The following is a 15,077-nucleotide window of genomic DNA, read 5'->3' on the forward strand; positions in this document are numbered from 1 at the left end:
CTTGACCTGGCAGAACGCGTGGAACACGCATCTCTGGACCCTCGTCCTCGGCCATTCGGCCGCGACCGCCGAGGCGAAGCCGCTGCCGCCGTCGGTGACCACCATGTCGGGCGGGGCGATGCGCGAGAGCAGCGAGCGCCACGCGGCGGTCGCCTCGGCGCGCGCGAGGTGCCACGACAGCACGTGCTCGTCGCTGCAGGCTATGAGCACCACGCAGTCGCGCGCGATCCAGATGCCGTCGACGTAGACGACGCGGAAGACCTCGTCCACCACCTCCGGCATCGGCCATATCGGCCAGAAGAGGGCGGCCCTCCGCCTGAAGGTTCGGCCGCGCCCCGGCATATCGGCCTGCCTCCCGCGCGAGAACAGCCAGCCGACGAAGGCCGCGAGCTCCCTGGCCGCCACGTCGTTTGAATGCGTGGCGCTGGCGCCGCACGACCGGCAGCGCCATCTCTGGGAACCCGACGGGGCCCTCCCGTTCCGCTTCATGGGCCCTCCGCAGGACGGGCATGTCATATTATCCACGGCATCCTCCCGAAATCGATGACTTTTTGCCGTGAATTTCCTCATGCGACCTGGGAAAACGTCAATAACCGGACACACTTTTTGTCCGAGCGGGAAAGTCGATTCGGATGACTTTTCCCATAAAAAATGGGCGCTGGCCTGCACCCCCCAACGCCCAAAATCAGACACACTATTTGTCCTATAAGCCGGAAGGTATCCCTCCCACCACACACACAATCGCCCCTCTGCCATAGCAGCAGAGGGGCGATACTGGGAACCAGCTAAGGGTTCAGCTACCTTTTCGTTGCCTCTCGTTTTCCCAAAGAAGACTGTGTTCCCGTCGGCGCGAACGCCTGGTACCCGCAATCACGACACGCACCAGTTGCAGGATCGATCGATCCGCCGCACTTCAAGCACGGTATCTCCGGTGGCGGAGCATAAAGCGGGCTGTTTGGATCGAATTTCCCGCATCTACCGCATGACGTACAGGGATAGCACATTCTCTACAACCTTCTCAACTTCGGGTTACTTCACATCGACGAGCTCGACCCAATACTCAAGCGTCTTGCCAGCATAAGGGTGGTTCATGTCAATCTTGACGTTGTCCTTCGTGGAATCGACCACCATTGCCGGACGCTTCGCAAGACCGTCCTCGCTTTCCCACATGATCATCGAGCCCTTCTTGATATCGTACCCATGATCAAGCACCTGGCGAGGATACCACTTGACGAGCTTCGGGTTCGCATTCCCGTACCCCTCTTCAGGAGGGATGATAAGGGTTGCCTTCTCCCCGATTTCCATATTGAGAAGCGCGTTGTCGATACCCTTCGGCAATCTGCTCGCACCGATCCTGACCGCAAGCGGCTCGCCCGTGCGATGGTCGACCTTCCGCTCTCCAAGCACTCCGCCATCGTAGCGGATGAGCGCGATCTTTCCTCTTCTTTCATTTCCCATTGCAAACCCCTTTTCGGTAAGAGCGCCCTCATCAGAGCGGTTCACACTACTGGCCCACCTACGATCGGGTCAAACTCGCGAATCGACGAAGCTCTAGAGCTTGAGCTTCTTGTGGCAGCCGAATGCGAAGTAAATGATCAGGCAGATGATGTACAGCGGCACCATGCCGATCCAGGAGCCCATGCCCCAACCCCAAATGGTGATGGCGTTGCCGATGATAAGAGCACCGATGGTCATGCCGATATTCTGCGTGAAGGCCATGAAAGCGTTCGCGGCGGGAATGTCGACGGTATCGACCGTGTTCGGCGTGAACTGCCACAGAATCGAAGGCACGCAACCGCCGACGATACCGGCAAGAATAGACAGCGGGTAGAACAGGACCGGGTCCTTAAGATGGAACACGAGAGCCGTGTAGATAACCGCAATGATAAGACCGACGAGCAGAACCCAGCGATGGTTGTTGAACTTCTGGGTGATCCATCCGGAAACCGGCGGCGTGATAGCGCCCATGAAGCCGAACAGCGAGAAGATGGCGTTCGCGGCAACGAGCGTAGCGCCGAGCTCGGTGCTCAGATAGGTCACGATAAAGCCATTGATGGCCATGTATGCAGCCTCATCGAACAGGAAGATGAGCGCCATAGCCCAAAGCATCGGGCTCTTGAGAGCGCGCTTGATGTTCGCGCCCTTTCCAGCATCTGCCTCTTCGATAGAGCTCGCCGAATCGAGGTCGAGCGGCTTGCGGTAGAACACGATGAAGAGAATACCGACGAGGAGGTCGTAAACTGCGGTGCCCCACCAAATGCCGTCCCAGGTCACGCCCAGAGACTCAACGAGCCAGCCGAACAGAATCGGGCATACGCACATGCAGGCAGCAACCCACATCGACCAGATGGACAGCGGAAGCGAGCGCTTCTCAGGAGAGAACCACGGGCCGATCGACGATGCGCCGACAACGCCCATGATGCCGAACGAAGCACCCTCGACAACGCGGCTCACGATGAACAGCGTCGTGTTCGTTCCCGCCATTGCACCCATGATAGAGCCAACGACGCCGCAGCCGACGGCGACGGCAACCGACACTTTCATTCCCCACTTGTTGACCAAGCCCGTCGTCGGGAACGCCATCACGAAGCCCATGATGTAGAACGCCGCAACGACAAGACCGAACGTCGCGTTATCGATCATGAAATTCTGGCAAACGACGGGAGCGAGAGCGATCGCCTTCGCCATGTTGGAGCCGGGCACAAAACCAACCAACATCGTGAAGAGAACAATGACCCAGCCATAACTGCCATTTATACACTTAGATTTGTCTAGCGCCTTCTCTGACATATCTTCCTCCTTTTAAATGACCTTGCTATGTCCCCTCGAACAATTCCCCTTTAGCGAGGCTTGCGGCAAATCGCACAACTTGCCGCAAGCCGATTATCCATAGGGTTGAAGCGGGTTGAGAATGGCCCTTACGTACGTAAAATCGCAGGAAAAAGGGGTATGAGGCCTGAAATTGAAGTCTCATACTTTTCGTCCGATTCAATTCCTGACGACGGCTTGGTCCGAATAGCCCCTCATGCGGCCAAAAGCACTCCCAACTCTATAGTTCCACGGCGACATTGAAGGCATCCGTGTTAGCAGCGAAGATATTGCCCGTCTTGTGCGCATCGCCAACAACGACGACGTCGGGCATCATTTCCCTAAACGCAGTGATTGCGTTTTTATTCGGCTCCAAACCGCACGCGAGGACGACGGTATCCGCGCGAACCTCGCAAAGAGACTCATTCCTCTCGTACACGACACCGCTATCGGTGATCTTCACTGCATTTGCTTCGTCTATAATCTCGACCCCGTAGCGGTCTTTGAGCTCGATCAGGCCGCTGCGCAATTCGTTCATCACTTCATGCCAACTATCATTCTCAGCGATACGGGAGAGAAGCACAACTTCATGCCCCTCGTAAGCCAGCTGAATACCGCACTCCAAAGCCGACAAGCCACCGCCGACGATCGCCACGCGCTCCCCGATGGGCCTTCGCCCCAAATCCGCATCCGTCACGCTCATCACCCGAGGGCTTTCAACTCCCTCGATATCGGGAACGATGTGCTCTGCGCCGATGGCAACGATAACAACATCGGGATTCTCGGACATCACCAGCTCGGGCGTCGCCATGACCCCAAGACGCACATCAGCACCGCTGCGCATCATTTCGGCAACATCCCAAGCGAGGTAGCGTTTGTGGTGATCCACTTTGCAGAAAAGTGCCGACGCTTCGTGCAGACGACCCCCCAACTGAGCTTCCTTTTCGAACAGCACGACCTCGTGACCGCGCTCGATTGCTGTCTGGGCAGCCATCATTCCCGCAGGTCCACCGCCGATGACGACGACCTTCTTCCTTTGGTTCGCCTTCTGAATCGAATCGTAATAAAGCTCTCTCCCCAACTGGGGGTTAACCGAGCAGCGGACCCCTCCCCCAACAGCCGGACGAGATGCACACTCAATGCAGCGAAGGCACGGGCGGATGAGCTCGGGTTTTCCGCGGTACGCCTTGTTCACAAAGTCCATATCCGCAAGAATGTTGCGGGCCATGGCCACAATGTCGGCTTTGCCTTCTGCGAGAATCTTTTCGGCGGTGGCGATATCAGGGATGTTCCCGACGCACGTTACGGGTATATCGAGCTCATCGTGAACAACGGCAGTTCGAGGAATGTTCAAGCAGCGATCTTGCGGGTACCCGGGCATCATGTACTTCACGTACACTGGATCGAAAATCCAGCCACCCGACAGGTGAGCGTCATCGATATAGGGAGAAGCAGCCTGGAGAAACGCGATAACGTCTTCGAGTTCGATGCCCCCATCCACGTATTCGTTCTGGCTGATTCGGAAGTCGATCGCCATATCGTCGCCGACCGCCTCCCGAACCTTTCGAACAAGCTTCAAAGGGAATCTCATCCGATTCTCGGGCGAACCGCCGTAAGCATCTGTCCTTTGATTGGTCGCAGACGAAAGAAAGGCGCTGACCAGGTTGCCGTGAGCGCCATGGATCATCACCATGTCGAAACCGGCATCGCGCAAACGGACAGCCGCCGCCTGGAACTCCCCGATCACCTCGTCCATCTGCGCTTCGGAAATCTCCTCGAAGGCATTCGGATCCATATCGGGTGCCAGCCAAGGGACCCAAGCCCTGCGACCTGCGAGAGCGCCAGGCTGGGCGATTCTGCCGGCATGCAAAATCTCACACGAGATGGCAGCCCCGTAACGATGCACCTCCTCGACCAATCGATGCAATCCCGGAACATCCGTGTCGCGACAAACCGAAAGGCTGCCGTAGAAGTCCCTCGCTCGCCCCTGATCAACCGGAGAGGCACCGATTGTCACCATGCCAACGCCCGATCGGGCCTGCGCGCCCAAAAATTTGACCAGCGCTTCGGTAACTTCGCCATTCGCAACACCTGCGTGCCCCGATACCACAGGGGAAAACACCAGGCGGTTCTTCAGCTCGATATTCCGAATCTTCACAGGAGAGAAAACGTGTGGGTAATCGTTAAAGTCAACCATTGCAATCACCTCATGATTCAGTAAAGCCCCTCTCGTATGCAGCGAGAGGGGCTTCAACGTGATGGCTAGAATGTCAGTCCAACAACCATCGTCCCACCGTCATGGTTGATGACGGTGCCAGTAACCTGGGACCCAGCAGGGGATGCCAGATAGACAGCAAGTGCGCCGATTTCGATCGGCTCCCCGAAGCGATGGGCGGGCATCGTATCGCGAATGAAGTCGTTGATCTTATCGGGAAGATCCCCATCGAGCCCGGAGTGGGTAGGACCAGGGGCGATGCAGTTAACCCGAATACCGTAGTCCCCCATCACGATACTGAGGTGCCGAGTGAGGTGATCGAGAGCCGCTTTCGAAGCGTTATACGGAGGCATGGGATTGATGCGGGGATCGCCGATGCCCTGACCCCCAATCGATGAGATGTTGATGATGCTGCCGCCGCGTCGAGCATCCATCATCCACTTGCCGAACTGTTGAACGCAAGCCGCCACGCCATCGAGATTGACGCTCATGACGCGCTTCCACTCTTCAAGCCGCTCATCGTCGAAGAGGCTTTTATGAGCGTCTATTCCCGCGTTGTTGACAAGCACGTCGATGTGGTCGAATTCACGAGCGACCGCCTCTTTCGCCGCCATCACGCTGTCGAAATCTCCGACGTCGCATTGCACGCAAAAGCACTTGCCGCCGAGGGATTCCAGCTCTTTCGCAGCCTTGGCGCCCGATTCCTCGTTTCGACAGAGAATCGCCACGTTCGCACCGCACTCTGCGAACGCCTGCGATATCCCCCGACCCAGCCCGCGGTTCCCTCCCGTCACAACGACGTTCAATCCCTTGACCGAGAAGGCATTTTCCATACAGGAGATAGGGACGTTTTTGATAATGTCCATGTTCTTCACATCCTTCGATTCGACGCCTGTTCCCAAGCGTCTCGCCATTTCGATTTGCCGCTACAACTCCATCGCGCAATCGAACGCAGACTGGTTAGCGCGATAGATATTGCCGATTCGGCCGCAATCGCCAATAACATGCACTTCGGGAATCAATTCGACGTACTGCTCAGATGGCGTCGGCTTCAGTCCAAGCGCATCAACAACGAAGTCCGCCTTGAGAACCTGTTCTTGCCATTGCGAGTCCCCAACATGAACTCCCTCGTCATCGACAGAAAGGACGACATGCTCGCCTAGGCACTCAACCCCATTACTCTCGAGAAGAGCAACCAGCATCCCTCTCGTGATATGCGTCATTCCGTGGGCGAAGCTATCGTTAGCCCCCTTCTCAACGATGGTGACCTTGCAGCCATCCATCGCAAGCGCCAGCGCCGTTTCGCAACCGCTTGACCCGCCCCCGCAGACAACCACCTCGCCGGAAACCTTCACACGACCGGAATCGACGTCGCGCACAGGAACAACGTTCTCGCGATCGATGCCCGGAATCGAAGCTTTAACCGGCTCGGCGCCTGTTGCAACGATTATCGCATCAGGGTTTTCCCTCATGACCACTTCAGGAGTTGTCTCAACACCAAGGCGAATGTCGGCGCCGCAGGCAAGCGTCTGGCCAACGACCCATTCGGTGTAGTTCAGCAAGTCATACTTGAAAGGAAGCTTATTGATATCGTTAAGGGTGCCCCCGAGCGATTCGTTCTGTTCGAAAAGAACAACGTCATGCCCGCGTCTGACGGCAGTCTGTGCAGCCATCATGCCAGCGGGACCTCCGCCAATGACAACGACCTTCTTCCTTTTAAGCGCCGGGCGAATCTCCCAGTAGCGATGGCCTCGACCAAGCTGCGGGTTCACTGCGCACGAGATATGGTTCCCCCCGCCATCGGCACACGAATAGCAGCGCAAGCACGGCCGCACCGATTCCGGCTCCCCGCGGTATGACTTCTTAAGCATCTCGGGATCGGCAAGCAGGGCCCGCGCCATATAGCAAGCATCGGCAGCTCCACTTCCAATTATTTCCTCAGCCTCATCGATATTGGCGATGCAACCGACAACGGTAACGGGAATCGTCACATCGGGGCACTCTTTGACCGCTCGAGAAAGCGAAACGTTGAGGCAGTGCGGCTGGTAATACGGGGGCATCGTGAAGAATTGGGCGCGCCAGTCGACGATAAGGCCAGCCGAGATGTTCACCATATCGATGTATTCCTGCGCCATCTTGATGAACTCGATGACCTCATCGATCTTCATGCCGCCTTCGACCATCTCGTCTCCGCTTATGCGCATGTCCAAGAAGAAATCGTCGCCAACGGCTTCCCTGACTGCCTTGAGAATCATCAGGGGAAACCGGCTGCGGTTCTCAAGAGATCCGCCATAGCAATCACTTCGGTGGTTTGTCAACGGGGAGAGGAACTGCCCGAGAAGGTTCCCGTGTGCGGCATGGACGAGAACGCCGTCGAACTGTGCGCGCTTCAAGCGTTTGGCGCAATCGACATAGCACGCTATTGTCTCCTCGATGTCGTGCTGGTCCATCTCCTTGATATAGGGATACTGGCCAGGGATGGGGAAATTCGACGGCGCTAAGGCCCACTTGCTCTTGATAAGCTCAGGATGAACGCCGCGACCTGCATGGACAAGTTCGATCGAGATCTTCGCGCCGTGCCTATGTGCCGCGTCTGCAAGAAGCACGAGCCCGTTAATCTTGTTGTCCTGAGTGACGTCGAGCTCAGCGGGATAGTCGGGAGCGGTATCCCAATTGACCGGCGTCGCACCGACATTGACAAGTGCCACGCCGGTTCTTGCCTGCTCTTCGATAAAGTCGATATAGCCTTGGGTCGGCTGACCAATGCTATCGGCATAGTCGCAAACCATCGGCGAAAAGATAATTCGATTCCTAAGAGTTGTTCTGCCTAATGGCAGAGGTTTGTACACGTGCTCGTAATCATTGAAAGCGGGCATATGCTGCCTCCTTCAAATCGAGAATGCGATTGCGTTGCCACGCCTTGCCCCATCGCAAGCAATCACCTGCAGGAACGCGAAAAGAGGCGCTACTCCACAGGCCATCCTCCGCACGAGGTTGACTCCATGTTTCGCGCCTCCGTTTGGCAACGAGAACAATGCAGCTCGTTACCATTTCAAAACTGTTTCGCGATTAGACGGCGTCCTCGCTGTACTCGCCAACCTTCGCGTCATGGCGGTGCGCGCCGAACGTCGAAGAGCCCGTGCCCTCGACCTCGATATGGGCGGCCTTGCGGTGGTCGAGTTCATTCTCGACGTGGACGAACTCGCCCCTTGCCTCACGAGGCATGAACTGGGGAACGATCAGCATCTGCTTGGGCTTGTCCTCGAGCTTCTTCGCGAGCTCCTCAACAGGCCCATAGTAAAGAACGTTCGCGAGGCAATGGTGCACGCACAGCGGCTCCTTGCCCTTTCCCGTGCGCTCTGCGCACAAGTCGCACAGGTCGGTCGGCAGCGGGAAATAGTTGAAGTTGATGTTGTCGTCGTCGATGCGCCACGGCCCGTCGGCGTGAACGGAGATGCCCGTCTTGCCCACCGGGTAGCCATGCTCCTCCTTGCAGGAGACCTGGCAAGAGCCGCAGTTAGTGCAGTATTCGTAATCGATCAAAAGTCCGTAGGTCGTCATCTTCTACACCAGCTTTCCGAATTTCTCCCAGATGAGATTCATGTCCGTGTCGTAAGACTCAGCAATGGGCTCCACGTTGCAGCACATGCACTTGTTAGGCGCGCCGAAGCCGAGCTTGCCCATATGGCCGTTGGGGCAAAGGTTGTTGATCTGCGAACGGAAGGTACCGTACAGGTTGGGCTCGTCGCCGCTTTCCTCGGGGAACCACCATCCGTGCTGCCCGTGAACGGTCTTCTCGTCTACCGCCTCGGTCACCTTCGCCTTCATGAGCGCCTCGCCGAACATGTTCCAAACGCGCACCCACTGGCCGTCGGCGATATTGCGCTCCTGCGCCGTCACCGGGTTGATTTCAAGCAGCGGATCGGGATTGAGCTCGCGCAGATACGGGATCTGACGGCCTTCGGAGTGGAAGAACGCCGTGACGCGCGCACCTGTGGTGAGGACGAGCGGGTACTCTTCCTTGATCTCGGGATGCTCATCAATCGGGCTGAACTCGGGCTCGATGTAGTACGGCAGAGGATCGTCGCCGAACTGGTTGTACGCGGTCGACCACAGCTCGACGCGGCCGGTCGGAGTTGCGAAACCGGGCTGGCCGTCGGGGCGCATGAGACCCTTCTCGTACTTGTAGTACTCGATAGGAACCTGAGCGACGACGCACTGGGAAACGCGATCGAAGGTCTCGCCGTGGTCCTCGACGCCGAGACGGAACGCCTCAACGAGCTCGTGCTCGTTGGCCCACTTCGAGAAGCGCTCCGGATGCAGGTACTTGCCCAGACGGTAGGCAAGCTCCATGTCGGAGGGGAGGTTTCCGCAGTCGACGGCCTTATGCATGAAGCCAGCCGTCACCGTGCAAGGTGCATAGTGGGTAAAGACCGTGCCCTCGCGCTCGGCAACCGTCGCGATGGGGAGGAACAGATCGCACGTGGCCTGAATCGACGCGTTCATGAACGTGTCGATTCCGATGCAGAACTCGAGCGCCCTGATAAGCGCGTCGTGCCAACGCTTCGGCTCCATCGCGCAGTTGGAAAGCGCGTTGTCGCCCATGTAGAAGCCCATGCGGATAGGATACGGCTTGTCGGTTTCCAAGCACTCGAGCATCAAGTCGACCTGCGAGTTGAGGATCATGTTGCAGTATGCAGGATACTGATCAAGACCGATCATCTTCTGGAAGACCTCGTCGGGAATGCATTCCTTGTAGCCGAAGCCAAGCTCATTGTGGCCCGAATCGGAACCGGGCATCAGCTGACCGCCAGGACGATCGAGGTTGCCGGTAATCGCTTGCAGAGCGATGATGCACTGGCTGTTCTGCATACCGTCGGTCTTCTGGTCGACAGCAAGGCCCCACATGATCGCTGCGGGCTTCGCCTTCGCGTACATGCGCGCTGCCGCGTAAATCTTCTCGACGGGAACCTGGCAAATCTCCGCGGCCTTCTCCGCCGGCATGGTCGCAACGCGCTCAGCCAGCTCGTTGAAGCCATAGCACCAGTACTCGACGAAGTCATGATCGTAGAGATCTTCCTTGATAATGACGTCGAGCATCGCCATCGCCAGAGCGGTGTCCGTGCCGGCACGCAGCTGGAGATGGATATCGGCGCGGGCAGAAAGCCAATTGATGCGCGGGTCGATCTGGATGAGGCGCGTTCCGCGGCGCATCGCATCAACGACGGCATGGCCGAAGAAGCCGTCAGGGTTCGACTCGAGGGGAGCCTTACCCCACATGACGATGACCTCGGTCAGCTCATAGCGCTCGTCATCCCAACGACCAGGCAGAGCGCCGGAGTAATCCCACTCGGAGTACGTCGTGCCCGTAATATAGGCCGCCGCCGCAAGGCGGGGGGTATAGCACGCGTAGCCCGACTGCATGTAGCAGTAGTTCGGGGTTCCGAACACCATCGTCGGGTACAGCGACATCGTGCCACCCTCGCGACCGGTGCCGGACATGCCGATAATCGACTCGGGACCGTACTGCTCGCAGATGCGCTCGTAGTTCTCCTTGACGATAGCGAACGCCTCGTCCCAAGAGCACTCGACCCACGCGTCTTCCTTGCCGCGATCAGCGCGATCGCGCTTCATCGGCTTGACGATGCGAGCGGGGCTGTACACGTAATCCTTGAGCGTGATGCACCTCGGGCAAAGACGGCCCTGGGTGACAGGATGGTTCTCGTCGCCCTCGACGTGAACGAGCTTGCCGTTCTCGTCAACGTAGAGCTTGAGACCGCAGCCGACCGGATGGCATCCCGGAGGAGACCAGGGGCAGGTACGGGTAACGGTCATGTTGTCGTCTTCGTAACGCCAAGGCTTGCCGATGTCGTTCACGTCGGAAAGACTATCCAGCTTCACGACGGGAGCTGTTTTGTAATCGCTTAATTCCATGGTTCACTCTCCCTCTTTCTTTTTCAAGGCTAGCCAGCTAACCTTGCTTCCTTAGTTGTCCAACAAGTCGTCGTCCATTAACCGAACGTTGAATTCCGCTATTCCCGAATACGTCGAAGGGTCGATGACGACATGCCATTTCGCATCCCGGGGAAGCGAAAATCGATACGGTGATGAGCGAAGGCGCCCCGCAAAGGCGGCGCAGCTTTCGCCGGCCTTGTATTTGCAGTAGTTCTCCTCATCCATGATCCGAACGTCAATCGAGCGAGTGATGTTGATTACCACGCTTTTGCCGGGGCCGCCAAATCCTAGATCGTATTCAACCTCCTTGGCACCCCATCCACGGCCGTCCGGCCCCATACCGCTAGTCATCGCTTCCGCCTTTCCCGCTCAGAGAATCTTGCAGCGCCTTCTCGTCTATCTCGAGCCACCCTTTCGTCATCTCGCACAGACCCAGGTAGAACGAGGTATCTGCATGATTCTCGACTTCCTTCCGAAAATCGTCGATCCACGAGAGCAGATGCGATTGAAGGAATTCGAGGCTGTCCCGACGAGCTTTAAGGACCGCCTCGTCATCGCCTTCGCGCACTGCCTCAAGCTCAAGGCTTGCCAGGTACTGCAGGAATTCGAGCTCGCAGGCTATGTGGTCTTCAGCAATGATTCTCGTCTTGGTCGGCATGAACGCGTGGGAGCGATATTCGTTTGAAACTTCCGAGCAGTGCTCTCCGCCAAGGGCCTTGCTTCCCGTTCGGAAAAACGACTCGTAGGGATATGCCGCGCGGGCGCCTGCTGCGCCAGCGCTATCGGGGTCGACGCCATATCCAAGGAACACGAGGGAGTAGTCGATGGCCAAATCGGACTTCGCATGGGCTATATCGGAAATCGAATCGAGGAAGGAACGCATCTTTCTGTATCCCTCATCGAACTCGATATTTCCCGTCTTATCCACGCAAGGGCTGTCCACCAGGTCGTTGAGCAAATCTGCATCCACCTCAAGGCGGAAAAGCCTCGACAGCATCCCATAGTTCTCGATGCAGTCTTCGAGATGGCGGCTTTCCTCTGCGCTCCCCATGACTCCCCCCTCTTCCAGGGCGGGCCGAAAAGTGCCAGCCCGCCATGACGTGTCCTTAGAATCTTCCCGCTCTAGTACTTGTACGGCTTCGGAACGAAGAGCACTTGGTTAGGCTTCTCTTCAAGTTCCTTGGCGAGATCAGCCACGGTACCGTACTGCATCACGCCGGCGAGGCAATGGTGCACGCAGGTCGGCTGCTTGCCCTTCGCGGTTCGTTCCGCGCAAAGATCGCAAAGGCGGGACGGGGTCGGAATCTTGTTCCAGTTGAACTTGCCGTCCTCGCACTCCCACGGACCATCGTCGAGAACTCGAATGCCCCACTGGCCCACAGGAATCTTGTGCTCTTCCTTGCAGGCGACCTCGCAAGACTGGCAGCCCGTGCAGAATTCGTAATCGATGAGCAATCCGTACGCTGCCATCTAGATCACCAGCTTTCCAAAACGATCCCAAACTTCCATCATGTCCGTGTCGTAGTTCTCAGCGATCGGCTTCACGCTGCAGAGCAGGCACTTGAACGGTGCGCCGAAACCGAGCTTGCCAATGTACTTATGCGGGACGAGCTCGTTGATGTTCGAGCGCCACACCTCGTACAGGCTCGGCTCTTCCGCGTCCTTCTCGGGGAACCAGAAGCCGTGCTGCGCATGGACGACGCCCGGCTTCACGATCTGGCTAACCTTCGCCTTCAGCACAACCTTTCCGAACGGATTCTCGACCTCGACCCACTGGCCATCGGTGACGCCGTACTTCAGCGCATCTTCGGGGTTAATCTCGATCAGCGGATCGGGATTCATCTCGCGCAGGTAGGGAATCTGTTTGCCCTCGGAGTGGAAGTAGCAGTACGTGCGGGCGCCCGTCGTGAGCACGAGCGGATACTGCTCGGCGATCTCAGGCGTCGATACGGGAGAAAGCTGGGGCTCCATGTAGTACGGCAGCGGGTCTTCGCCGAATTGGCGGAACATCGTGGAGTACAGCTCGACGCGGCCCGTCGGCGTGTTGAAGCCCGGCTGTCCGTCGGGGCGAAGCTTGCCCGTTTCGTACTTCTTATAAGAGAGCGTCTCAATCTTTTGGTGAACGACCTCTTCGCGAAGCTCCTCGAAGGTCTGCTTGTTGTTGAGGCGGTAGTAGTTGAGGAACTCGTAGTAGTTGGCGAACTTGTCGTAGTTGATGGGCATGCAGCGCTTGCCAATCTCGTACATGATCTCGCAGTCGCCCTTGCCTTCTCCAACGGTAATCGCCTTGTTGACGGCGCCCGCCATGATGGGCGACGCTCCGTAATGCGTATAGACGACCGTGTCGTGCTCGACGGTGGTCGACAGCGGAAGGAACAGCTCGCAGCACGCCTGGATCGTCGGGGTCATCCACACGTCGATGCCGAAGCACCACTCGAGGTTCTTCACCATCGCATCGTGCCAACGCTTCGGCTGAGCCGCGCACGTGCCGGCGAGGAAGTTCGTGTCCTCGAAACCACCCATCTTGAACGGGTAATACTGGGCATCGTCGCCCGCCTCGAGGGCATCGAGGACCATGTCGCATTGGGATGCAAGGACAAGGCCGACGTAAGCCGGATACTCTTTGATGCCCAAAATCTTGCTCTGCAGCTCAGGGCCGAGGTTCTGCCAACCGAAACCGAGCTCGAGACCGTCGTTAACATCGCCGATGAGCTGGCCGCCCGGAACGTCGATGTTACCGGTGATAGCTTCGAGCGCAAGGATGCAATGGCCTGCCTGGACGCCATTCGACTTCTGGTCGATAGCAAGGCCCCATGCAATCTGAGCAGGATTCGCGTTCGCGTACACGCGCGCCGCCTCGCGGATGAGGTCGGCATCGACGCCGGTGATCTCGGCCGCCTTCTCGGCGGGCATGTCCTTCACACGCTCGGCAAGCTCGTCAAAGCCGTAGGTCCAGCGCTCAACGAAGTCGTGGTCGTAGAGGTCCTCGGAGATGATCACGTTCAGCATGGCCATGCCGAGTGCCGCATCCGTACCAGGACGCAGGCGAAGATGCCAGTCGGCACGCGTCGACACCCAGTTGACACGGGGATCGATGCTCATCAACTTCGAGCCGCGACGCATCATATCGATTGCTGCGTGCCCGAACAACCCGTCGCCGTTCGACGGCAAAGGCTCTTTGCCCCAAAAGACGATGAGCTCAGGAAGCTTGAACATGGGGTCGTCGTAGCGGCCGGGCAAACCGCCCGCATAATCCATCTCGGGATACGTGGCGCCAAGAACATACGTGGTGCCCGCAACGCGAGGAATGTAGCAAGAGTAGCCAGACTGCGTATAGCAATCGTTCGGGGTGCCGATCGCGGAGTGAGCATACGCGGGAAGCATCGGGCCACCCTCGCGGCCAGTGCCGCCCATGATGAGGATGGATTCCGCACCGTAGGTCTTCTTGTAGTAGTCAACCTTCTCGGCGAGCAAGTCGAACGCCTCGTCCCACGTGATGCGCTCCCACTTGTTTTTGCCTCGATCCTCGCGCGCACGCTTCATCGGGTAAAGCACGCGATCGGGGTTGTACACGAAGTCGCGCATAGTCAAACAACGCACGCAAAGACGGCCGTTGGTGATGGGATGGTTCTCGTCGCCTTCGATTTTCACCAATTCGCCAGCGTCATTGACATAGGTTTTGATTCCGCAACCGGTAGGATGGCACCCGGGAGGCGACCATGCGCATCCGCGGGTAACGGTCAATCCGTCTTCTTCGAAGCGCCACGGTTTGCCCAAATCGGCAGTACCCTGGCCTTTGAAAATCTTCATGCCCTCTCCTCTTTCTCGTCTTTGGCTTTCGCCATTTCGCTCTGCCTCGCCTTTCAGCAAGTTCGAAGCTCCCCTAAAGCAAAGCGAGCGACCGTTGATTGCGTAAGACTCCTTTCTGGGGCTTCGCACGCTGCCTTTCACAATCCAAGTCACGCAAAACTGAGATTGCTGTGCGAGAAAGACCGCGCTCGTAGGTCGGAAGAAGGCTCCCTCCAAGCCTCCAACACGCACATTTCGACGGGAACATAACGTCTACCGAGAAAGTACGCCCCGAGAGCGGAGGCGAGGA

Annotated in this window: 12 protein-coding genes; all 12 read right to left on the reverse strand. The window is 57.7% G+C overall.

Annotated features, from left to right (window positions below):
- Window positions 1-516 (reverse strand): transposase-like zinc-binding domain-containing protein (locus tag ACMRQN_RS01075; RefSeq protein ID WP_418733477.1); only part of this gene is annotated, 516 nt, incomplete at its 3' end.
- A gap of 513 nt (window positions 517-1,029) precedes the next feature.
- A complete protein-coding gene (locus ACMRQN_RS01080; protein ID WP_277015015.1) occupies window positions 1,030-1,458 on the reverse strand; it encodes an FKBP-type peptidyl-prolyl cis-trans isomerase in 429 nt (142 codons plus the stop codon).
- A gap of 93 nt (window positions 1,459-1,551) precedes the next feature.
- On the reverse strand, window positions 1,552-2,790 hold the full coding sequence (locus ACMRQN_RS01085; RefSeq protein WP_418733448.1) for an MFS transporter: 1,239 nt from the start codon (window positions 2,788-2,790) through the stop codon (window positions 1,552-1,554).
- 259 nt (window positions 2,791-3,049) lie between these two features.
- Window positions 3,050-5,005, reverse strand: coding sequence for an FAD-dependent oxidoreductase (locus ACMRQN_RS01090; RefSeq protein WP_418733449.1), 1,956 nt, complete (start codon window positions 5,003-5,005; stop codon window positions 3,050-3,052).
- A 65-nt stretch (window positions 5,006-5,070) separates the two neighbouring features.
- Entirely contained in the window at window positions 5,071-5,889 is an 819-nt protein-coding gene (locus tag ACMRQN_RS01095; RefSeq protein WP_418733450.1) for an SDR family NAD(P)-dependent oxidoreductase, read from the reverse strand.
- 60 nt (window positions 5,890-5,949) lie between these two features.
- A complete protein-coding gene (locus tag ACMRQN_RS01100; RefSeq protein WP_418733451.1) occupies window positions 5,950-7,899 on the reverse strand; it encodes an FAD-dependent oxidoreductase in 1,950 nt (649 codons plus the stop codon).
- A 193-nt stretch (window positions 7,900-8,092) separates the two neighbouring features.
- Window positions 8,093-8,584 carry an oxidoreductase gene (locus ACMRQN_RS01105; protein ID WP_418733452.1) on the reverse strand — a complete coding sequence of 164 codons (492 nt, stop codon included), beginning with the start codon at window positions 8,582-8,584 and terminating at the stop codon, window positions 8,093-8,095.
- Between the two features lie 3 nt (window positions 8,585-8,587).
- Window positions 8,588-10,957 (reverse strand): molybdopterin-containing oxidoreductase family protein, encoded by a 2,370-nt coding sequence (locus ACMRQN_RS01110; protein WP_417042059.1) that lies wholly within the window; start codon window positions 10,955-10,957, stop codon window positions 8,588-8,590.
- Between the two features lie 51 nt (window positions 10,958-11,008).
- Window positions 11,009-11,329 carry a DUF1883 domain-containing protein gene (locus ACMRQN_RS01115; protein WP_417042058.1) on the reverse strand — a complete coding sequence of 107 codons (321 nt, stop codon included), beginning with the start codon at window positions 11,327-11,329 and terminating at the stop codon, window positions 11,009-11,011.
- Window positions 11,322-12,029 (reverse strand): TorD/DmsD family molecular chaperone, encoded by a 708-nt coding sequence (locus ACMRQN_RS01120; protein WP_418733453.1) that lies wholly within the window; start codon window positions 12,027-12,029, stop codon window positions 11,322-11,324. Before ACMRQN_RS01120 ends, ACMRQN_RS01115 begins: the two co-directional genes overlap by 8 nt.
- A gap of 71 nt (window positions 12,030-12,100) precedes the next feature.
- Entirely contained in the window at window positions 12,101-12,448 is a 348-nt protein-coding gene (locus ACMRQN_RS01125; protein ID WP_330033309.1) for a 4Fe-4S dicluster domain-containing protein, read from the reverse strand.
- The gene (locus ACMRQN_RS01130; RefSeq protein ID WP_418733454.1) at window positions 12,449-14,788 is read right to left on the reverse strand and encodes a molybdopterin dinucleotide binding domain-containing protein; all 2,340 of its coding nucleotides are present in this window, start codon (window positions 14,786-14,788) and stop codon (window positions 12,449-12,451) included.
- Window positions 14,789-15,077 lie beyond the last annotated feature (289 nt).

The sequence above is a fragment of the Ellagibacter sp. genome, assembly GCF_048412355.1.
Taxonomy (GTDB): domain Bacteria; phylum Actinomycetota; class Coriobacteriia; order Coriobacteriales; family Eggerthellaceae; genus Ellagibacter.